The organism is Brevundimonas vesicularis, from assembly GCF_044807075.1.
Lineage (GTDB): Bacteria > Pseudomonadota > Alphaproteobacteria > Caulobacterales > Caulobacteraceae > Brevundimonas > Brevundimonas vesicularis_G.
Genome location: NZ_CP085234.1, coordinates 852,942 through 873,463, shown reverse-complemented (window position 1 = coordinate 873,463; position 20,522 = coordinate 852,942). Strand labels below are relative to the sequence as shown.

The 20,522-nt window shown below is 66.5% G+C and carries 21 protein-coding genes; 8 read left to right on the top strand and 13 right to left on the bottom strand.

The window, feature by feature from the left end:
- Positions 1-256: 256 nt before the first annotated feature.
- The 3 genes from fabB to LG306_RS04200 all read right to left on the bottom strand — a co-directional run bounded on the left by fabB (position 257) and on the right by LG306_RS04200 (position 2,716).
- Positions 257-1,474: a beta-ketoacyl-ACP synthase I gene (fabB, locus tag LG306_RS04210; protein ID WP_404418471.1), complete on the bottom strand. Its 1,218-nt coding sequence runs from the start codon at positions 1,472-1,474 to the stop codon at positions 257-259.
- Between the two features lie 66 nt (positions 1,475-1,540).
- On the bottom strand, positions 1,541-2,074 hold the full coding sequence (gene fabA / locus LG306_RS04205) for a 3-hydroxyacyl-[acyl-carrier-protein] dehydratase FabA (RefSeq protein WP_055754351.1): 534 nt from the start codon (positions 2,072-2,074) through the stop codon (positions 1,541-1,543).
- Positions 2,075-2,143: 69 nt separating this feature from the next.
- Positions 2,144-2,716 (bottom strand): SH3 domain-containing protein, encoded by a 573-nt coding sequence (locus LG306_RS04200; RefSeq protein ID WP_231868706.1) that lies wholly within the window; start codon positions 2,714-2,716, stop codon positions 2,144-2,146.
- Between the two features lie 67 nt (positions 2,717-2,783).
- On the opposite strand from LG306_RS04200, the gene LG306_RS04195 reads away from it, so the two are divergent.
- Entirely contained in the window at positions 2,784-3,770 is a 987-nt protein-coding gene (locus tag LG306_RS04195) for a 2-hydroxyacid dehydrogenase (protein WP_404418468.1), read from the top strand.
- On the opposite strand, the gene LG306_RS04190 is transcribed toward LG306_RS04195, so the two are convergent.
- The gene (locus tag LG306_RS04190) at positions 3,767-4,975 is read right to left on the bottom strand and encodes a DUF6880 family protein (protein WP_404418466.1); all 1,209 of its coding nucleotides are present in this window, start codon (positions 4,973-4,975) and stop codon (positions 3,767-3,769) included. The genes LG306_RS04195 and LG306_RS04190 overlap by 4 nt on opposite strands.
- A 119-nt stretch (positions 4,976-5,094) precedes the next feature.
- Between LG306_RS04190 and LG306_RS04185 the strand changes: the two genes are divergently transcribed.
- On the top strand, positions 5,095-5,346 hold the full coding sequence (locus LG306_RS04185; RefSeq protein ID WP_404418464.1) for a hypothetical protein: 252 nt from the start codon (positions 5,095-5,097) through the stop codon (positions 5,344-5,346).
- A gap of 3 nt (positions 5,347-5,349) precedes the next feature.
- Here the strand turns inward: LG306_RS04185 and LG306_RS04180 are convergent, their stop codons facing one another.
- Both LG306_RS04180 and LG306_RS04175 read right to left on the bottom strand, forming a co-directional pair.
- Complete coding sequence (locus tag LG306_RS04180; RefSeq protein WP_404418462.1) at positions 5,350-6,087, bottom strand: HesA/MoeB/ThiF family protein; 738 nt, start codon at positions 6,085-6,087, stop codon at positions 5,350-5,352.
- A gap of 61 nt (positions 6,088-6,148) precedes the next feature.
- The gene (locus LG306_RS04175) at positions 6,149-6,508 is read right to left on the bottom strand and encodes a BLUF domain-containing protein (protein ID WP_404418460.1); all 360 of its coding nucleotides are present in this window, start codon (positions 6,506-6,508) and stop codon (positions 6,149-6,151) included.
- Positions 6,509-6,684: 176 nt separating this feature from the next.
- On the opposite strand from LG306_RS04175, the gene hslV reads away from it, so the two are divergent.
- Positions 6,685-7,245, top strand: coding sequence for an ATP-dependent protease subunit HslV (gene hslV / locus LG306_RS04170; RefSeq protein WP_404418458.1), 561 nt, complete (start codon positions 6,685-6,687; stop codon positions 7,243-7,245).
- A 13-nt stretch (positions 7,246-7,258) separates the two neighbouring features.
- Here the strand turns inward: hslV and LG306_RS04165 are convergent, their stop codons facing one another.
- Positions 7,259-7,840 (bottom strand): ClpP family protease, encoded by a 582-nt coding sequence (locus tag LG306_RS04165; protein ID WP_404418456.1) that lies wholly within the window; start codon positions 7,838-7,840, stop codon positions 7,259-7,261.
- A complete protein-coding gene (locus LG306_RS04160; protein ID WP_404418454.1) occupies positions 7,840-8,046 on the bottom strand; it encodes a hypothetical protein in 207 nt (68 codons plus the stop codon). The genes LG306_RS04165 and LG306_RS04160 overlap by 1 nt, the downstream gene beginning before the upstream one ends.
- Positions 8,047-8,198: 152 nt before the next feature.
- Here LG306_RS04160 and hisS point away from each other — a divergent pair, with 152 nt between their 5' ends.
- Complete coding sequence (gene hisS, locus LG306_RS04155) at positions 8,199-9,689, top strand: histidine--tRNA ligase (protein ID WP_404418452.1); 1,491 nt, start codon at positions 8,199-8,201, stop codon at positions 9,687-9,689.
- Positions 9,690-10,053: 364 nt separating this feature from the next.
- Here the strand turns inward: hisS and LG306_RS04150 are convergent, their stop codons facing one another.
- Entirely contained in the window at positions 10,054-12,177 is a 2,124-nt protein-coding gene (locus LG306_RS04150) for a M13 family metallopeptidase (RefSeq protein WP_404418450.1), read from the bottom strand.
- Positions 12,178-12,333: 156 nt separating this feature from the next.
- Here LG306_RS04150 and LG306_RS04145 point away from each other — a divergent pair, with 156 nt between their 5' ends.
- Positions 12,334-14,169: a cation:proton antiporter gene (locus tag LG306_RS04145; RefSeq protein WP_404418448.1), complete on the top strand. Its 1,836-nt coding sequence runs from the start codon at positions 12,334-12,336 to the stop codon at positions 14,167-14,169.
- A 191-nt stretch (positions 14,170-14,360) separates the two neighbouring features.
- Complete coding sequence (locus LG306_RS04140; protein ID WP_039243898.1) at positions 14,361-15,002, top strand: TetR/AcrR family transcriptional regulator; 642 nt, start codon at positions 14,361-14,363, stop codon at positions 15,000-15,002.
- 65 nt (positions 15,003-15,067) lie between these two features.
- Here LG306_RS04140 and LG306_RS04135 read toward each other — a convergent pair whose 3' ends face one another.
- From LG306_RS04135 to LG306_RS04125, 3 genes are read right to left on the bottom strand one after another with little or no spacing between them, the layout of a single operon-like run.
- Positions 15,068-15,649, bottom strand: a complete 582-nt coding sequence (locus LG306_RS04135; RefSeq protein WP_404418445.1) for a Smr/MutS family protein — start codon at positions 15,647-15,649, stop codon at positions 15,068-15,070.
- On the bottom strand, positions 15,646-15,885 hold the full coding sequence (locus LG306_RS04130; RefSeq protein ID WP_017504942.1) for a helix-turn-helix transcriptional regulator: 240 nt from the start codon (positions 15,883-15,885) through the stop codon (positions 15,646-15,648). Before LG306_RS04130 ends, LG306_RS04135 begins: the two co-directional genes overlap by 4 nt.
- A 24-nt stretch (positions 15,886-15,909) precedes the next feature.
- Positions 15,910-16,515, bottom strand: coding sequence for a DUF2975 domain-containing protein (locus tag LG306_RS04125; RefSeq protein ID WP_404418443.1), 606 nt, complete (start codon positions 16,513-16,515; stop codon positions 15,910-15,912).
- Between the two features lie 453 nt (positions 16,516-16,968).
- Between LG306_RS04125 and rdgB the strand changes: the two genes are divergently transcribed.
- Positions 16,969-17,571, top strand: coding sequence for an RdgB/HAM1 family non-canonical purine NTP pyrophosphatase (gene rdgB / locus LG306_RS04120; RefSeq protein ID WP_404418441.1), 603 nt, complete (start codon positions 16,969-16,971; stop codon positions 17,569-17,571).
- Complete coding sequence (gene hemW / locus LG306_RS04115) at positions 17,564-18,724, top strand: radical SAM family heme chaperone HemW (protein WP_404418439.1); 1,161 nt, start codon at positions 17,564-17,566, stop codon at positions 18,722-18,724. The genes rdgB and hemW overlap by 8 nt, the downstream gene beginning before the upstream one ends.
- Here the strand turns inward: hemW and LG306_RS04110 are convergent.
- A complete protein-coding gene (locus LG306_RS04110; protein WP_404418437.1) occupies positions 18,721-20,376 on the bottom strand; it encodes a GNAT family N-acetyltransferase in 1,656 nt (551 codons plus the stop codon). The two genes, hemW and LG306_RS04110, sit on opposite strands and share 4 nt — an antisense overlap.
- Positions 20,377-20,522: the final 146 nt, after the last annotated feature.

Here is a 20,522-nt window from a genome sequence, read left to right as displayed (position 1 = left end):
TTTCAGGGTCATCGCTTTAGTCAGGCGCTGCGTCACGGCGACGCTCTCTAAGGGCGAGAAACGATCGTGTAAACGGCCAAATTGGGAACGATCGGGCGCAGGCGCTGCTTTGGAGTGCTCAACGCGCAAAAACTTCGTCATCCTCGCCCCTGTAGCGAGGATCCATAATCCCGGCCTGTCCGCAAGGTGAGCCGCTTTTGGGCGCCGGGCATATGGATCCCAGGGACAAGCCCTGGGATGACGAGAAAAGAAGGTCTCAAACCTTCGACAGGATCAGCGTGCCGTTGGTGCCGCCGAAGCCGAAGCTGTTGGACATGACGTGGGTCAGTTCGCCGTCGCGGCGATGACGCAGGATCGGCATGCCCTCGAACGCCGGATCGAGATTTTCGATATGGGCGCTTTCGGCGGCGAAGCCATTCTGCATCATCAGCAGGCAGTAGATGGCTTCCTGGGCGCCGGCCGCGCCGAGCGAGTGGCCGGTCAGCGACTTGGTCGAGGAGATCATCGGCATCTGGTCGCCGAAGACAGCGCGCACAGCCTCCATCTCCTTGGCGTCACCCACGGGCGTGGAGGTGCCGTGCGGGTTCAGATAGTCGATCTTCGGATTGCCGGCCTGTTCCAGCGCGATCTTCATGCAGCGCTGGGCGCCCTCGCCCGAGGGGGCGACCATGTCGTAGCCGTCGGCGTTGGCGCCATAGCCGGTGACCTCGGCATAGATGGTCGCGCCGCGCGCCTTGGCCCGCTCATACTCTTCCAGCACCACGATGCCTGCGCCGCCGGCGATGACGAAGCCGTCGCGGTTGGCGTCATAGGCTCTGGAGGCGACCGACGGATTGTCGTTGAAGTCCGACGACATGGCGCCCATGGCGTCGAACATGTTGGACATGGACCAGTCGATGTCCTCGCAGCCGCCGGCGAAGACCACGTCCTGCTTGCCCCACTGGATCTGTTCGACCCCGGCGCCGATGCAGTGGGCGCTGGTCGCGCAGGCCGAGCTGATCGAATAGTTGATGCCGCGCATCTGGAACCAGGTCGACAGCACCGCCGACGGGCCCGACGCCATCGCCTTGGGCACCGCGAACGGGCCGATGCGCTTGGGCGCGCCCTTTTCGACCGTGGTCGCGGCCGCCTGCAGGATCACCTGGGTCGAGGGGCCGCCCTCGCCGACGATCAGGCCGATCCGGTCGTCCTTGATCTCGTCCGCCGTCATGCCCGACGACTTCAGCGCTTCTTCGAAGGCGATGTGGCCCCAAGCCGTGCCGTTGGCTAGGAAGCGCGCGGCGCGACGGTCGACCAGCTCTTCCCACGGACCGATCTTGGGCGGCGCCCAGACCTGGCTGCGGAAGCCGTATTTGGCGTGGTCGGGGGCATGAACGACGCCCGACCGGGCTTCGCGCAGGGACTGGGTCACCTCCTCGGCGCCGTGGCCGATGGAAGAGACGATGCCCAGGCCGGTGACGACGACACGACGCATGGTGTTTCCTTCTTGATGCTTCCTGGTCCGAGGACCGTCCGCCTTGTTCGCGGTTATATAGGGGCGTTAGCCGCCCGCCGCCTCATCCTTGGCGCCGAACAGGCCGACCCGCATGTCGTTGCAGGTGTAGATGACCTGGCCGTCGGCCTCCAGCACGCCGTCGGCGATGCCCATGACCAGCTTGCGGTTGATGACGCGCTTCAGGTTGATCTTATAGACCACCTTCTTGATGTCCGGCGTGACCTGGCCGGTGAACTTGACCTCGCCGACGCCCAGGGCGCGGCCGCGACCGGGACCGCCGATCCAGCCCAGATAGAAGCCGACCAGCTGCCACATGGCGTCCAGGCCCAGGCAGCCCGGCATGACGGGGTCGCCAATGAAGTGGCACTGGAAGAACCAGAGGTCGGGATGGATGTCGAGTTCGGCCTCGACATAGCCCTTGCCGTGCTCGCCGCCGTCCGCATTGATCGTGGTGATGCGGTCGAACATCAGCATCGGCGGAGCGGGCAGCTGGGCGTTGCCGGGACCGAACAGCTCGCCGCGGCCCGAGGCCAGCAGGGCCTCATGATCGAAGGACGAAGGATATTGGGACTGGGTCAAGGCGCTTCCGTTTCTTAAGGCGTTGCGCGCGGGTTACACGACCGCGCCGCTTCGCTCAACAGCGTGCGGTCAGTTGCGACCCGTGCCCGCGGGGCGATTGGCGTTGCACAGCGCGCGTTCCTGGGTGCCGAACACGGCCCGCTGGGCCACGAAACCCTCCAGCCGTCGCGCCCGGACCTTGCACCAGCCCTCCTCGCATTCGTCCAGCATCACCAAGGCGCGCGGCGACAGGCGCGCGCGCACCGACGCCGTCTCGGATCGGCCCGAGCGGATCGGCACCTCCTCGGCGGTTGTATTGAAGACGTAACGCCGGCCCGACGACACCGTGCGGTGGATCCAGGCCACGGCCCCGTCGGGATCGCAGATCTTGCGCCATTCGGTCGTCTCGGCGATCACCTGAACCGGCAGGCCGGCGGCCCGATATTCCCACAGGATCGGATAATCCAGGCCCGGCCCCTGGCGCGCGCGGACGTGCGAGGACTTCAGCGAAATCCAGCGCGGCACCTCAAGCCCGGTGGGCGTCGGGCGGCCGTCGGGCATGGTCGCGCCGGCGCTGGCCATCACGCCGAGGCCGAGAATGGCTCCAACGAGGGCGATGCGGCGTCGCAGGCTTTGGAAGATGGCGGCGGCTTTGCTAGACACTGATTGGAACGACCCGTCGCGCGGGCTTTGATCCGTCTGAATCGCCGCCCGCTAACCAAGGCCGAGAATGTCCCCCCGCAAGCTTAAGGTCGTATTAACCAGACGCCTGCCCGACGCGGTCGAGACGCGGATGCGCGAGTTGTTCGACGCCGAGTTGAACCTGAAGGATCAGCCGATGGACCGCGCCGCGTTGCAGGCCGCCGTCCAGCGCGCCGAGGTCCTGGTGCCCACCATCACCGACGTCATCGACGCCGGCCTGATCAATGGCGCAGGCGAGCAGTTGAAGATGATCGCCAACTTCGGCGCCGGGGTAGACCATATCGACGTCGACGCCGCCGTGGCGCGCGGCATCATCGTGACCAACACGCCTGGCGTCCTGACCGAGGACACCGCCGACCTGGCCATGAGCCTGATCCTGGCCGTCAGCCGCCGCATCGTCGAGGGCGCCCAGGTGGTCGCCGAAGGCCGGTTCGAGGGCTGGACCCCGACCTGGATGTGCGGACGCAAGCTTTGGGGCAAGCGGCTGGGCATCGTCGGCATGGGCCGGATCGGCCAGGCCCTGGCCCGCCGCGCCAAGGCCTTCGGGCTTCAGGTCCACTATCACAATCGCAAGCCCGTCCCGGCCCTGATCGAGGAAGAACTGGGCGCGACCTATTGGGACGACCTGGACCAGATGCTGGCCCGGATGGACATCGTCTCGCTGAACTGCCCGGCGACGAAGGACACCCACCATCTGCTGTCGGCCGAGCGGCTGGCCCGTCTCCAGCCCCACGCCATCCTGATCAATACCGCCCGCGGCGAACTGATCGACGAGGCGGCCCTGGCTCAAGCGGTGGCCATGCGCGCCCTGTCCGGCGTCGGGCTGGATGTGTTCGAGAACGAGCCCGCGATCCATCATGGCCTGCTGGGTCAATCCAATGTCGTGCTGCTGCCCCACCTGGGTTCCGCCACCCTGGAAGCGCGGCAGGACATGGGCGACCGCGTCATCGCCAACGTCATGACCTATCAGAACGGCCACCGCCCGCCGGATCGCGTCATCCCCGCAATGCTTTAGGGGGCAGCCAGCAACCGCTCGGCCGCATCGGGATATTTCTGCGCCAGCCGCGCCGCCCAGTCGGCCTTGAGCGGCAGCGGCGCGCGTACCTCGCGAATGCGGCGCTCGACCAGGGCGGCGGCCTCGCGGTGCGCGGGCCAGTCCATCAGAAACCCCAGCGCCGTCTCGAAATCGGCATAGGTCGCGGCATGGGCCAGGGCGCGGTCCAGCGCCTCCACATCGTCGAAGTCCGGCAGACGCGCCAGATAGGCCCGCAGCACCGGCGCGGACAGGTCGCGCTCGAACATCGCCCAGCGCAGGTTCTGCGCGTCGTCCTTGCGGCCCTCGGCTTCCAAGAGGTCGATCGAGGTCGCCTCCCATGCCGGCGTCAGGACCGGCGGTCCGGCCTGTGGCGATCGCCCGAAGGTCCAGCGCCGGTTGCCCGCCGACGGCTTCAGCGCCGCCTCCAGCGCCTGACGCGCTTCTGCAATGCGATCAGCAACCAGCAGCCGCTTGGCCATCACCGCCGCGAAATCCGGCGAGCCCCGTTCCTCCGGCGTCGTCATCGACAGCCACAGGTCCAGATCGTCCGCCCGATCCGCCAGCCGCCGCACGACCGTCCGCATGCCGCGCGCGCTGGATGCGGTATCGAGACGACCCAGCAGCCTCTTGGCCAAGTCCGCCGTCAGATCGTCGCCGCCCGCGCCGATCCAACCGGCGTATTCAAGCGGTTGCCGCGCCACCGCCTCCGCCATCAGACCGACTGTGCTTTCGTCCGTCCGAACTGCGTCCTCGGCGATCCGCCACAAATCCGAGGCCGCCGTTTCGAACGCTTCGGCCACTTCGCCCTTCTGATCCTTGACCCGCGACGCCAGGCCGCGAAACAGATCGAACCAGCCGATCAATCGCTCCAACCCCATCGCCGGCGCGGCCTCGGCCAGATCCTCGACGATTGCAGCCCGCAGAATTTCCAGATCGCGCAGCAGGTCCGGCCGCTTTCGCCACGACACCCGCGCGCGGCTGGCGGCGATGGTGGTCAATCGCTTGTCGATTTCCAGGGCCAGCAGATCCGGCCCCGTCTCGGCCGCCATCACCAGCCTGAGCCGCCGCTTCAGGATCGCATCCGCATCCGCCGCCTGCATCAGCAGTTCGCCCAGACGCTCAGCCCCCAAGCCGCTGAGATTGGCGGCGTTCAGGCGTTTGGGCGAGGCGGGATGTCGGGCCATCAGGCCTCCTTTTCACAAGTCTGTCGGACCGAACTCACACGGCTGTCGAAAACCGCTGGCAGGGGAGGAACCGTCGTAAACGCGCTTCGTTTCCGGCGTCCTGATCGAGGAAGTGTGCGTTGGACTCCTACTACTGCATCGTCAACCTGCCCGGTGTTCCGGTGCGGGACATCTGCGTCCTCGACGCGATTAATGACACGGCGGCCAATCAGGCGCTTGAGGCGATCGCCCGCAACTGGGTCGGGTTCGAGACCCTTTATCTCTACTGCGGCGAACGTCTGGTGACGGTGCTCAGCAACCCGGCGCTGGGCTTCGCTGCTCCCCTGCCTGATTTGGATCTGGCCGACATCCGTTTCGCGACGGCCGCCTGATCGTCAGCGGCCGCAGACCGGGCATTCCGGATCGGCGGCGACCCGGACGGTCCGCGCCGAGCCCGCCAGACCGTCATACAGCATAAGCCGTCCCGTCAGGGCCTCGCCCGCGCCTGTGATCAGTTTGATGACCTCCAGCGCCGCCATCGATCCGATCACGCCGGTCAGGGCGCCCACGACGCCGACGCGCGTACAGGTTTCGGCATCCGGCGGAACCTCTGGCACCAGGCATTGATAGCAGGGCTTGCCCGCAAACACCCCGACCTGCCCGTTCCAGCGGCCAAGCGCCCCCGACACCAGCGGCTTGCGCGCCGCAACGCAGGCCGCATTAACCCACAGTCGGGTCTGGAAGTCATCGGTCCCGTCCAGCACGATGTCGAAGGCTGCGATCCGCGCCGCCGCATTCTCGGCGGAGATCTGCTCGGCGAAGGTTTCGACCGCGACATGCGGATTGAGGCCGACCAGCCGTTCCGCCGCCGCCTCGACCTTCAACTGACCGACCTGCGCCGTCGAAAAGGCGATCTGCCGCTGAAGGTTGGACAGGCCCACAACGTCGTCGTCGATCAGGCCCAGCGTCCCGACACCTGCCGCCGCCAGATAGAGCGCCGCCGGCGATCCCACGCCGCCAGCCCCGACGATCAGCACCCGCGCGCGCTTCAGCGCCTGCTGCCCCGGCCCGCCGACTTCGGACAGGACCAGATGGCGGGCATAGCGTTCGACTTCGTCTTCGGAAAAGATCACCGCCCTATCTAGCGCCGCACAGATCCCGACGCGAGGGGCCTGTCGCCTGTCGCCTATCGCCTCAGGCGGCCATCCGCACGTGTTCGCACGACAGCAGCTTTTCCAGACCCGCGCTGGACAGATCGCTCAGGCGCCGGCCACGCAGAATGTCGGCGGCCTGTTGGGTGCTGAGGGCGCACAGGCGCGCGGGCTCTTGTACCCGTCGCTGCATGACCGGGCGATCATCCAGCACACGGATGTTGCAGTGGCGTGGGTCGTTCCAAAGACGCGACATCAGCCGATCTACGTCCGCGCGCGCACCCTCGATCATCTGTGCAGCCTCGCCTTCGTGGAACAGCATGGCGCTACCGATGTGATCCCGGCGATTATTTCGCTCCGACACGCCCAGGATTTCGGCAAGCGCCTGAAGCGTGTGGTTCACGCCACCGATCACTTCACTCACGAAAACGACGCGATAAAGCAAAGCTTGGCCCTCGATATCAAAGATCGGTGAAATTGGATTGCGCCTTCTATCCAATATTGGGGTCAAAATAAGACAGCGTTATCCATAGGCGCGACAGACTTGATGCCGACCGTCCGCCACGCCATCTGATCGTCATGACCCAGACCGCATCCAACTTCCCCGACTGGCACGGCACCACCATTCTGGCGGTGCGCAAGAACGGACGCACCGTGATCGCCGGCGACGGCCAGGTCTCGATGGGCCCAACCATCGTCAAAGGCGCCGCCCGCAAGGTGCGGACCCTCGCGGGCGGCAAGGTTCTGGCGGGGTTCGCCGGCGCGACCGCCGACGCCTTCACACTGATCGAGCGCCTAGAAGCCAAGCTGGAGCAGTATCCGGATCAGCTGGCTCGCGCCTGCGTCGACCTCGCGAAGGATTGGCGCACCGACCGCTACCTGCGCCGTCTGGAGGCCATGCTGCTGGTGGCGGACAAGTCGTCCATCTTCACCGTAACGGGCGTGGGCGATGTGCTGGAGCCGGAGCATGGCGTCGCCGCCGTGGGTTCGGGCGGCAACTATGCCCTGTCGGCCGCCCGGGCCCTGATCGAGGAAACCGATTTGGACGCCGAACAGGTCGCCCGCAAGGCCATGAAGATCGCGGCCGAAATTTGCGTCTACACCAACGGCAATCTGACCGTGGAAACGCTCCAGGCCTGATTCGGCAGGCGGGTCAGATCACCTCGGCGATCAGGCCCAACGCCTTGGCTTCCTGGGCCTCGATGTACCAGTTGGCGGGGGCGCGTTTTAGCACCTCCTCCATCGTCACCGACGATCCGCGCACCAGGTTCTCGAATCCCTCGTTCTGGATGGCGATGGAGTGTTCCAGCTCATTCAGCATGGCGTGGACCGAAGCGATGCAGGTCGTCAACGGACCGCTGACGTGCAACTGAGTGTCCATCTTGCGCTCGTGGATCATCACCCGCGCGCCGCGCGTCAGATAGCGGTTCTCCACCGCAAAGAAGCTCATGAAGGTGGCGCCGGCGGAATAGATCGCCGCCTTGCCCAGAAAGACCAGTCGGCGCGACGGATTGATGTCGCTTTGAAAGCGCACATCCTCGCCCATCATGCGCGCCACTTCCGGATCACCGCCCAGGGTCGACAGTTCGATGACGGTCAGCCCGGTGTCGGGCGCCTCCGCCATCTGCTGGCGAAATCTTTCATACATGGCGTAGTCGACCGCGCCGGCGAGCAGGATACGGGGCGTATCGAAAGCTTCGGCGGTCAGAACGCCGCTCGGCGCGACGTCCGACATCAAAGCTCGGCCGCTGAGGCGGCGTCGTCGCTGATGGGATAGCCTTGGGCGATCGCCCACGATCGCGCCTCGCGGATCGAGAAGAAGGCTTGGTTTTGCACGCGCCGCGACCCGGCCTCGTCGATCAGCTCACACTCCCACCACCGGATCGTGCGGCGATCGGAGGTGTTGCAAGTGCGCGCAACGAGAAGGGCATGGGGCGTCATGCGCCATCAACGAAAAATCCGCATAGCAGTTCCGTCGGCATTACGATTTCGTCTTTAAGAACAGACAATTGCGCAACACCGACGGACGCAGCTCGTAGGTCAGCTTTGGTGGAGAATTTGCGATCAGGGGCGCCTTGGCTTAAGCGCGCGCCATGACCGACGCCGCGCCTCCCCGCCCCCTCGCCCGCAACCCGCGCGGCTTCGCCGACAAGCGCGGCCGCGACCTGACCGCGGAGCGGCGCATCGTCGCGCGCGTGTCCGAGGTTTACGAGCGGTGGGGCTTCGAGCCGCTGGAGACGCCGGCCTTCGAATATGCCGATGCGCTGGGCAAGTTCCTGCCCGACGCCGACCGTCCCAACGAGGGCGTCTTCGCGCTTCAGGACGACGCGGGCTCGGACGAGCCGGGCGACTGGATGGCGCTGCGCTACGACCACACCGCGCCCCTGGCCCGGTTCGCCGCCCAGACCTGGGAGACCCTGCCCAAGCCGTTCCGGCGCTATGCCTATGGTCCCGTCTGGCGCAACGAGAAGCCCGGCCCAGGTCGCTTCCGCGAGTTCTGGCAGTGCGACGCCGACACCGTCGGCTCGGACCGGCCCGAGGCCGACGCCGAGATCATCGCCATGGGTTGCGAGGGCCTGCGCGCCGCCGGGCTGGACGCCGGCCACGCCCAGATCCGCGTCTCGAACCGCAAGCTGTTCGACGGCCTGTTCGACGCCGGCGGCGTGACCGAGGCCGGTCAGCGACTGACGGCGCTTCGCGCCATCGACAAGTTCGACCGCCTGGGATGGGAGGGCGTGGTCCAACTGCTGGGCGAAGGGCGTCTGGACGACTCGGGCGACTACACCAAGGGCGCCCAGCTTCCCGCCAAGGTCACGGCCGCCATCGAGGCGTTCCTGGCCTCTGCCAATACCCCCGGCCTGTCGCGGGCCGAGACGCTGGACGCCGTCGCGCGCTCCGGCGACCTCGGCGCGGCGGGCGAGGCGGCGCTGAACGAACTGGCCGCCATCGACCGCGCGCTGGCCGCTATGTCGGTCGGCCAGGACGCCGTGAAGTTCGATCCGACCATCGTGCGCGGCCTGGAATATTACACCGGCGCCGTCTTTGAGGCCGAGCTGCTGCTCGACACGGTTGACGACAAGGGTCGTCCCGTCCGCTTCGGCTCCATCGGCGGCGGCGGTCGCTATGACGATCTGGTCGCCCGCTTCACCGGCCAGAGCACGCCGGCGACCGGCTTCTCGTTCGGCGTCTCGCGTCTGGCCTCGGCCCTGCGCGCGGCGGGACGGGGCGCCGAGGACGCGGTGCGCGGCCCCGTGGTCGTCATCGTCTTCTCCGAGGACGACATGGCCCATTATCTGACCGCCGTCGCCGAACTGCGCACCGCCGGGATCGCCGCCGAGCTTTATCTGGGTCGCGCTGGCATGAAGGCGCAGATGAAATACGCCGACCGGCGCGGCGCCCCGGCTGTCGTGATCCTGGGCGGAGACGAGATTGCCGCCGGCGAGGTCACGATCAAGGATCTGGACGCCGGCCGCGCCGCTGCCGCCGCCATCACGGACAACGACGCCTGGAAGGCCGAACGTCCCGGCCAAATGAAGATACGCCGCGAAGGCCTGGTCGCCGCCATCACGTCCATTATCGAATAAGCTTCGATAATGCCGCGCCCCTGAAATGGGTTATCAGTGATAAGTCGAAGAAAGTTCGACTCTTGCCAAACGGGCCGTTGACGACCGACCGGCCCTTGCGTCAAATGACCTCACTCGAGGGCAAGCGTTGCTCAAGCGCGCAGCACTCGAAGGCGTTTCGGGGAGGAAACGTCCGCTCTTTAAAGAGCGCGAAAGCCCGCTGCGATGTATCCCCCGCAGCGGGCTTTTTCGCGTCTGGCGCCCAGACAGGCCCCTATGAAACCTCAACAAATTCTTGATGCGGCGTCGAGATCGAGCAGCCCGGTCTCGATATGAAAAAGGCCGGGGCGAACCCCGGCCTTTCTATTCTCGAACAAGCGTCGCCTTACCAGAGACGGACGCGCTCCTCGGGCGTCAGATAGTATTTCGTGCCCGGCTGAACGTCGAATGCGTCGTACCAGGCGTCGACGTTGCGCAGCGGGCCGATGACGCGGAACTGGGCGGCCGAGTGCGGGTCGGTGGCGACCTGCTGCTTCAGCGCTTCGTCGCGATACTTCGACTGCCAGACCTGAGCCCAGCCATAGAAGAAGCGCTGGTCGCCGGTCGTTCCGTCGATCACGGGCGCCGGCTGGCCGTTCAGCGACAGGTGATAGGCCTCGAGACCGACGGCCACGCCAGACGCGTCGCCGATGTTCTCGCCCATCGTCAGGCCAGGGTTGATGTGATAGCCGGCGATCGGCTCATAGGTCGCATATTGCGCGCCCAGACGCGCCGTCAGGGCCTCGAAGTTGGCCTTGTCTTCAGGCGTCCACCAGTTGCGCAGCACGCCGTCGCCATCGGACTTGGAGCCCTGGTCGTCGAAGCCGTGGCCGATCTCGTGACCGATCACGCCACCGATGCCGCCATAGTTGACCGCCGCATCCCCATTCGGATCGAAGAAGGGCGGCTGCAGGATCGCCGCCGGGAAGACGATCTCGTTGTTGGCCGAGTTATAGTAGGCGTTGACCGTCTGCGGGGTCATGCCCCACTCCGACTTGTCGACCGGCTCATCGAGGCGGGCCAGATCATAGTTCCACTCGAACAGGCCGCGGCGTTCGGCGTTGCCGACCAGGTCGTTCGCACGAATGTCCAGGCCGGAGTAGTCGCGCCACTTGTCGGGATAGCCGATCTTGACCGTGAACTTGCGCAGCTTCTCCTGCGCCGCCGCCTTGGTCTCGGTTCCCATCCAGGTCAGGTTGTCGATCCGGTGCGACAGGGCGGTGCGCAGATTGGCGACCAGCTCTTCCATCTTGGCCTTGGATTCGGCCGGGAAATACTGGGCGACGTAGAGCCGGCCCGTGGCCTCGCCCAGCGACCCTTCGGCGAAGGAGATGGCGCGCTTTTCGCGAGTGCGCTGCTCGGGCTGGCCCGACAGATCGCGCGAACGGAACGCCCACTGGGCGTCGGAGAAGCGTTTGGACAGCAGGGGCGCCATGTCGTCGGCGGTGTGGAAGGTCTGCCAAGCCTGCAGCAGTTCCACCGGCGTCTTGGCATAGATGGCCGCGATCTTGGGCATGGCCGTGTCCTGACGCACGATCAGGCGCGGCACGCCGCCCAGCTTGGCGGCGTCGTAATAGGCCTGCCAGTCAAAGCCCGGCGCATCCTCGGCCAGTTTGGCGATGGTGAACTCGTTGTAGGTTTTGTCGCGGTTGCGGTTCTCGACCGGGGTCCAGTGGGCTTCCGCGATCTTGGTTTCGAGTTCGACGATCTCTGCGGCCGTGGTGAACGGCTTGTCCCACCCCGCCATAGCCAGGATTTGACCGACATAGGTCGTGTAAAGGTGCTTCTTGTCCGCGTAGCGGGCGTCCAGATAGTAGTCACGGTTCGGAAGACCGATGCCCGACTGGCCTGTCGAGACGACGTAGCGAGTGGGCTGTTTTGCATCGATGGTGATGCCGGTGCCGAAGAAGGACGAGCCGAAGCGGCCGACCGTCTGGCCCATGTAGACGGCCATCTTGTCGTGGCTGTCAGCGGCGCGGATCGCGGCCAGATAGGGTTGCAGCGGCTGGGCGTCCAACTGCTCGATGCGCGCCTCGTCGATGTAGGAGCGATAGGCGTCGGCGACCTTGGCCTCGTCCGAGCCGGGCGCCAGGTCGGTGCGGTTGGCCAGGCCCAGCACCAGTTCCTTCATGCGGTTGTCCGACAGTTCGCGCAGCAGGGCGAACGACCCGTAGCTGGTGCGGTCCGACGGAATGACCAGCTTTTCCAGCGCCTTTCCGTTGGCGTATTGGAAGAAGTCGTCGCCCGGCTTCACCGCAGTGTCGCGTCCGGCCATGTCGAAGCCCCAGGTTCCGTAGCGGGGCGCATCGACACCCTGCCAACCCGCCGCCGTCTCTTCGCCCGAGAACAGCGAAACTATCGTGCAAGCGTCGTCGATGCAGGCGTGGTCGTGACCGATATCCTGAGCCAGAACCGTGCTGGCGGGCAGAAGAAGGGCGCCGACGGCGGCCCCGATAAGCAGACTTTTCATCACTATGTCCCTGTTCTCACCCGAAATTTGGATGGCTCGGCGCGGACCCTAGTCCCGCGAGGGGGGGTGTCGCCTTAAAAAAAGTTCATGATTCCGATGCGGCCTCTCGCCACAACGCCGGGATAGGGGTCAGATACGCCGACGCGAGGAGGGCGGATGCACGGTCAGGGCGGCGACTACAAGGATCTGGTGGTCTTTCTGGCGGCCGCCGGCGTCATCGTGCCCCTGGTCAATCGGCTGAAGGTCAGCCCCGTGCTGGGCTTTCTCGCGGCGGGCGTTTTGCTGGGGCCGGACGGCCTGGGTCGGTTCGCGCAAAGCCTGCCCTGGCTGTCGTGGCTGACCATCGGCGATCCGGGTCAGCTGGCGCAGCTGTCGGAACTGGGCGTCGCCTTCCTGTTGTTCATGATCGGTCTGGAGCTGTCGTGGGAGCGGCTGCGCGCCATGCGCCGTCTCGTGTTCGGCCTGGGCCTGATGCAGGTCGTCGTCTGCACCGCCGTGCTGGCGGGCGGCTTCATGCTGATGGGGCAGACCCTGGCCAGCGCCGTGGTGCTGGGCATGGGCCTCGCCCTGTCCTCGACGGCTGTGGTAACGCCCGTGCTGGCCGAGCGGGGGCGGCTGAAGGGAACGGTAGGCCGTTCCACCTTCGCCATCCTGCTGGCTCAGGATCTGTCGGTCGCCCCGATCCTGATCACCGTCACCGTCCTGGCGGCCCTGGCCCAGCAGGGCGGCGCGTTGGATCCCGCCGTTCTGGGACGCGCCCTGTTCACCCTTGTTCCGGCGGCCATCGGTCTTGGGCTGATGGTGCTGCTGGGGCGGCTCGTGCTGCGGCCGATGTTCCGGTCGGTGGCCAAGGCGCGCAGGGCCGCTCAGGGCGGAGAACTGTTCGTCGCCGCTTCGCTGCTGGTCGTGGTCGGCGCCGGCCTCGCCGCCCAGGCCAGCGGCCTGTCCATGAGCATCGGCGCGCTTGTCGCCGGCGTGCTGCTGGCCGAGACCGAGTTCCGGCGCGAGGTCGAGGTTTCCATCGAACCGTTCAAGGGGCTTCTGCTGGGCGTCTTCTTCGTCGGCGTCGGCCTGGGTCTGGACCTGGACGCCATCGCCGCCGATCCGGTCGGCGTCTTCGGCCTGGCCCTGGCCCTGACGGTCGTGAAGACCGGCGTCATCTTCAGCCTGGCGAGATTCTGGGGCCTGGGCGCCCGCCCGTCGCTCGAGACGGCGCTCGTTCTGGCGCCCGCGGGCGAGTTCGCCTTTGTGGTCTTCGCCACCGGCCTGGTCGAGGGCCTCGCACCGCCGCAACTGACCAATACCGTGGCCCTGTCGGCGACCGTCAGCATCTTTTCGATCCCCCTGCTCGCCATGCTGGGTCAGAAGCTGGCGCGCAAGTCGGCAGTCGCAGGCCATCCCGTCGAGCTTCCAAAGCTGGAGGCGGCGAACGGCGCGGTCATCATCGTCGGCTTCGGGCGCGTCGGCCGTTTGATCGGAGAAATGCTGAAGGCGCACGATCAGCCCTTCATCGCCCTGGACACTGATGCGGGCGCCGTCGCCGCCGGCCGACGTGACGGATTTGATGTCTTCTATGGCGATGCGGGGCGGCGCGAGATGCTCCAGCACTGCGGCGTTCAATCCACCCGCGCCCTGATCGTCACCATGGACGCGCCGACGAAAGTGGACGAGGTGGTCACTACGGCGCGGTCGATGCGCGACGACCTGATCCTGATCGCCCGCGCTCGCGACGACCAGCACGCCATTCGGCTGTATGGACTGGGCGTCACCGACGCCGTGCCGGAGACGACCGAGGCCAGTCTGCAACTGGCCGAAAACACACTTGTCGATCTGGGCGTGCCCATGGGCCTGGTGCTCGCCTCGGTCCACGAACGTCGCGATCAGTTTCGCAAGGCCTTCCAGTCGGCAATCCCGATCGAGCGTCGCAATCGCCCCAGCCGCGCGCTGCGCCGCACGCTACGCCCGACGCGCGTCGACCCCGCGGCGGAGTAAGGGAAGCGCCTTACAGACCGTCGCCGGACCCATTTTCGTCATGGTTCCGTGATGCAAGCGCGCCTCTCCATGACTGCATCTGCGGAGCAGAAGCGCCCTTTCGGTTCGATCCAAGGGCTCAGACATTCATTCGAGGTCGCTGCCGGGCTCGCCCCGACCAGAGACCGAAAGTAGAGTAAAAGCCTGATTATATGACAGATACCGTCGCCTCTCTCGCTGTCGAGCCCCGCTTGAACCGCCGCCAGGCCGCCAAGATCCGCACGCGACAAAAGGTTCTGGACGCCGCCCGCTCGCTCTTCGCCGAGCGCGGCTATGAGCCCGCCACGATCCGTGACATCGCCAAGGGCGCGGGCATGTCCACCGGCGCCGTCTTCGCCAACTTCCAGGACAAGGCCGAGCTGTTCGAAGCCGTCCTGACCGAAGACATGACGCGTCTGGCCGAGGTGGTCGAGGCCGCAGCGCCCGAAGGCGAGCCCGTCCGCCAGCGCCTCGTCAGCGCGCTGAGCGCCGGCTACCACTCGTCGCTGGACCAACTGCCCCTGTTCCAGGCCATCGTGGCCCGCTCGTGGTTCCAGCCCCTGGCCGCCGAAATGCGCGCCCGCGCCGCGACCAAGAACCTGCTGCTCGCCATCAGCAACATCCTTCAGGATGCGGTGGCCAAGGGCGAACTGTCAAAGGACGCCGACAGCCGTCTGCTGGTTGAGCTGATCTGGGACGCCTATCTGTCGAACTACCGCCGCGCCGCCTATGACGAATGGGACGCGCAGGCCCTGTCGGATCATATGGGCAAGCAGATCGACGTGATCCTGGCCGGCGCCATCGCCGCCAAATAGGCCAGAGCAAAGCCGCTTTTCGAAAGGCCGGGTCCGCCAGCGCAGGCCCGGCTTTTTCGTGAGCGTCAGGTCCGGCGTTTCAGGGTGACGTAGAAGGCGCCGTTTCCGCCGTGCTTCTGGTGGGCGATGGTGAAGCCTGACACCACGCCTCGCAGTGCGGGCGAATGCATCCACTCCGCAAAGGCCGAGCGGATCACCCCGCCGCCCATCCGACCCTGGCCGGTGATGACCAGCACCGCTCGCATTCCGCGCGCCTGGCAGGATATCAGGAAGCCTCGCAGCTGATCCTCGGCCTCGAACCGGCCAAAGCCATGCAGGTCGATGCGCGCCTCGATGGGATCGCGTTCGCGTGACAGGCGCTGCTTGCGGCGCGGCTCCAGATCCTCGGGCGCGGGCTTGGGCTTGTTCAGCGAAGGTCGCTTTTCCGTCGGCGGCGCGACAGCGGTGCGTTTGGGAGACGCATTGACCAGGGGGCGCGGACGCTCGATCGGCGTCACCACGATCTCGGGCGGCGTTTCGGCGCCGGGCGTGATGCGGGCGGCCTTGCGCGTCCTCGGCGTCACGACCGATCCGGCCACGCGGGTCCAGATGCGACGGTCTTCGGGCGTCAGTCCGCTTTCGTCACGGCTCGGGCCCTTTCGCCTCATGCCTCGCCGTCGTCCTCGATGGTGTCGCCGGGGCCGGGCTCGTGCGCAAGTAGATCGCCCGGCTGGCAGTCCAGCTCGCGGCACAGGGCGTCCAGGGTCGAGAACCGAACCGCGCGCGCCTTGCCGGTCTTCAGGATCGACAGGTTCGCCACCGTCACCCCGACCCGGTCGGCGAGTTCGGTCAACGACATGCGGCGTTCCACAAGGACGCGGTCGAGCTGGACGCGGATGGCCATGCGGAAATCCTACTTCGAAACGGCTCAGATCGTCAGTTCGGATTCGCGACGCAGGCGCGCGCCCTCGCGGAACACCTCCGCCAGCACGAAGACGATGAACACGGAAAAGATGGGGGTCAGCAGTTCGCCCAAACCCTGCGGGTCCATCACGCCGGGCGCCAGACGCTTGGCGACGAAGCCTTGGGCCACCCAGACGCCGCCGGTCACGACCGCCAGGGTCAGGCCGATCTGGCGCAGACGGCGCACGTTATCGGGCTGGAACGGGTCGCCCATGGTCAGGGTGCGAATGATGCGGCGCAGGCTTCGCAGGATCAGCATGAACCCGCCGAAATAGGCGGTCGCGGCGCCTAAACCGAACAGCAGCAGGGTGCGCGTCAGCGGCAGTTGTTTTCCGCCGGAATCCCCGCTGACGGTGATGTTCACATTGTCCAAGGGAATGAAGATCGCGGCGATGACCAGCAGCAGCAGAATGCCAGTGATCAACCAGAGAAGGACATAGGCGACGTCCAGGACAACTTTCAGCACGCTGGACACCGAACCCGGGCCGAGCGCTTGGATCGGCGCGCCCAGCCAGTTCGGAACGCTTGCCTCGCCTCGCTTCAGCGGATTTGGCGGCAGGGGCAGGCGCATGGTCTTTTTGATCTCAAGCCGGGGAAGGCGGGGCGATGGCCACGCGGGGTCCGGCAAACCCGCGCGCGGCTCTATACATCGCGGTCTTCATGCAGGTCGTCAAAGCTCCAGTGATCGAAAAGAGAGGGATCAAAGGGCTTGGAACAGGGTGACGACCAAGGCGGTGGGCAGGGCGGCGATCAAAACGGTGCTGACAAAAGCAGCGCCGACCTTGTCGAGCCACATCGAGGTGTTCATCGTATGCATTGTGGTTCTCCGTCTTTCGTGTTTGGGCGATTATCGCCGTTTGGATTTGTTAGCCGCATGATCGTTCCCGGTTTTCCGGAAGTCCTGAACGCTGCGACCTCGTTCCTGACGATCAATAGATAGGCCGTGCGGGCGAAAAAGGCACGTTACATATCGTTTAACGATATTAAACTTTGGCAATAGACTGTTTCAGGAGCGTGATCGACGATGAATCTCAAGCTTATCAAAGGGATGCGGATCGTCGTGGCGACGCATAACGCCGGTAAGGTTCCCGAAATCTCGGCGCTGCTGGGCGGAAATTACGAACTCGTCACAGCCGGCCAGCTGGACCTGCCCGAACCCGACGAAACGGAGAGCACCTTCACCGGCAACGCCATGCTGAAGGCGCGCCACGCGGCGGAACTGTCGGGCGAGGTTTCGCTGGCCGACGATTCCGGCCTGTCGGTCGCGGCGCTGGATGGCGCGCCGGGCATCTTCTCTGCGCGCTGGGCCGGGCCGGGCAAGGATTTCGCCGTCGCCATGAAGAAGGTCGAGGAGCGGCTGGAAGAGATCGGCGCGACGGACCGCACCGCCTGGTTCACCTCGGCCCTGGCGGTCGCCTGGCCGGACGGCCCCTGTGTGGTGGTCCAGGGCGAGGTTCACGGCCAGCTGACCTTCCCCCCACGCGGCGATCGGGGGTTCGGCTACGACCCGCTCTTCATTCCGAAGGGCGGCGACCGGACCTTCGGCGAGATGGAGCCGGCGGCCAAGGACGCCATCAGCCACCGCACCGTCGCCTTCGCCAAGCTGAGAGCCGCCCTGATTGACTGATCCGCTTGATCCGGGATCGGACGTCGGCCTCTACGTCCACTGGCCCTATTGCGCGCGCATCTGCCCCTACTGCGACTTCAACGTCGTGCGCGATCGCGGGCGCACCGAGGAACAGGCCGGGCTGGTCGAGGCGATCCTGGCCGATCTGCGCGCCCAGAGAGCTCTTACAGGTCCGCGACGACTGGCCTCGATCTTCTTCGGAGGCGGCACCCCATCGCTGATGGCGCCCGGCGCCGTCTCGCGCATCGTGGCCACGGCCCGCGACCTGTTCCCGGCCGCCGGCGACATCGAGATCACGCTGGAGGCCAATCCCACGGACGCCGAGGCCGGCCGGTTCGCCGCCCTGGCGGACGCCGGGATCAACCGTTTGTCGATGGGGGTTCAGGCGCTGGACGACGCCGCCCTGCGTTTTCTGGGTCGCGACCATTCGGCGGCCGAGGCCCTGCGCGCGGTCGATCTGGCCCGCCGCGCCTTCGATCGTCTGTCCATTGACCTGATCTACGCCCGCCCGGATCAGACGCCCCAGGCCTGGGCCGCCGAACTGACGACGGCGCTGGCGCTCGGGTTCGAACACGTCTCGCCCTATCAACTGACCATAGAGCCGACGACCGCCTTTGGTCGGGCCTTCGCACGCGGAACCCTGACCCCGCCGGACGAGGACCGGGCCGCGTCCCTCTACGAAACCACCCAGGATGTCCTCTCCGCCGCCGGCTTCGAAACCTATGAGGTGTCCAACCACGCGCGCGGTCCCGCCGCCCGGTCGTCGCACAATCTGCATGTCTGGCGCGGGGGCGACTATCTGGGCGCCGGCCCCGGCGCCCATGGTCGGCTGACGCTGGACGGGGTCAGGACCGCGACCGTCGCCCACCGCCGCATCGCCGACTATGTGGCGGGCGTCTCGGGCCTCGCGCCCTGGTCCGAGCGCGACGCCCAGACTGCAGCCGACGCCGCCGAAGAACGGCTGCTGCTGGCCTTGCGCACCACCGAAGGCGCGCCTGTCGCCCTGCTGTCAGCGCTCGGCTTGCCGACTGAACGCGCGCCGGTCGCGGACCTGATCGGCGATGGGTTCCTGATGCTGAAGGCCGAGCGACTGATCGCCACCGAGCGCGGCCGCCCGGTTCTGGACGGCGTGCTCAAGGCGCTGCTGACCTAGGCCTTCTTCAGCCCCAGCATTCCCAGCCAGCCGCCGCTGGTCAGCAGAGCGACATCCAGCAGGGCCAGCGGCAGAGGCGTCGAAACCGGCGCGGCGATGAAGCGCGAGCGCCAGTCCGGGCCGAACTTGGCCTTGTAGCTGCGCAGACCCTGGAAGCCGTAGAGCGCCCCGCCCTCTTCGAACACCAAGGCGCCGACGCGAGCGAAGACCGGCGCGATGCGTCGATCCTCCAGCCCGGCCAGCGGCGCCATGCCCAGGTCGAAGCTGGCCAGCCCCTCCGCCTTGGCCCATTGGGCGCAGCGGATGAACAGATAGTCCATCACCCCATGCGGCGCGTCCGGCCGATGGCGCATCAGATCCACCGCCGCTTCGTCGGGCGAGGTCAGCAGATTGGCGAAGGCGACGATGCGGCCGCCCTCCTTGACCACCGCCAGCGGCGTCAGGTCCAGATAGTCGACGTCGAAGCGCCCCAAGGAGAAGGATTTCTCCGAGCCCTCGTGCATGGCCAGCCAGGCGTCCGAAATCTCGCGCAGCTCGTCCGCGATCTCTGCGGCCGAACCGGGCGGAAGAACCTCGAACGAGGAGCCTTCACGCTCGGCGCGATTGATGGCTGTGCGAAGGTTCTGCTTGCCCTTGCCCTCGATGGAGAAGCGGTGGGCGTCGATCACGGCCGTCTCGCCGACCTTGCGCACCGCCAGCCCCATGGTCGCCAGATCGCCCAGAACCTCTTCGCTGACCGAATAGAAGACCGCCGCCCCACCATAGCTGTCGGCCATCTCGGCGAAGGACCACAGCAACTCCAGCCGTTCGCTCTTGAGCCCTGCCGGTTCGCCCATGGCGATCCAGCGCCGCCCCCGCACGCGATAGGCCAGAAAGCTGGAACCCGCGGGGCTGAACATCAGCGCCTTGTCGCCCAGCATGGCCAGCCAGGCCTCAGGCGTCGCCGTATCGGCCGTCTGCAGCGCCTGGAGCGCGCGATCGATGTCGGCCTTGCTGGCCGGCCCGTGACTGTGGGCGCCCGGCGAGCTCAGCAGCGAGCGCCCGGCCACAACCAGCGTCAGGATCGCCAAGACGAGCCCGGCCCGCAGGAAGCCCGACGCCTGACGATCGCTGAGGAAGCGCCACCACAGTTCGTCATTATAGGCCACGTCGCGATAGGCGAAGAAGCCAAGCCACAGCATCGCCGCCACCACCGCCGTCAGCAGCAGCAACCAGCTGGGCCGCAGCGGCTCGCTGAGCCGCGAACGTCGGTTAAAGGCCGTGCGGCACGGCGCCAGCAAGGCTGCGACGACCAGCAGATCCGTCGCCTGCTGCCAGTCCAGACCCTTCAGCACCGAAAACACCGCCCCGGCCGCCAGGACCAGCAGGGCCGCCCAATAGGCGCCGCGTCGACGTCGCCACAGGCCCGCCGACAAAAGCAGAAGAAGGAAACCGGCGATGCTGCCGACAAAGTGCGACAGGTCGATCAGGATCGGAGAGACAACGCCCGTCAGCTGACGCAGTCGACTGTCGAACTCCGGCGTCACCGCCGAGGCCAGCATCAGCGCGCCCGCGCCGAAGGCTAGCACCGCGAAGATCTGGGGCGTCAGCTCAAAGGCCAGGCCCGCCAGTCGGCGGATCAAACCGGATGTGTGCCGGGGGCGGCTGGACAAGCGTGGCCTCTCGAATCGCGGATCGCCCGAACATAGACCAAGAATCGTCCAACCGGGGCGCTGCCAAGGTCATTTCGGGGCATACGAAACAATCCGTAACACGGGGAGTATATAGAGGTGCGGGCGTCGGGCCCGTGCAACTGGGG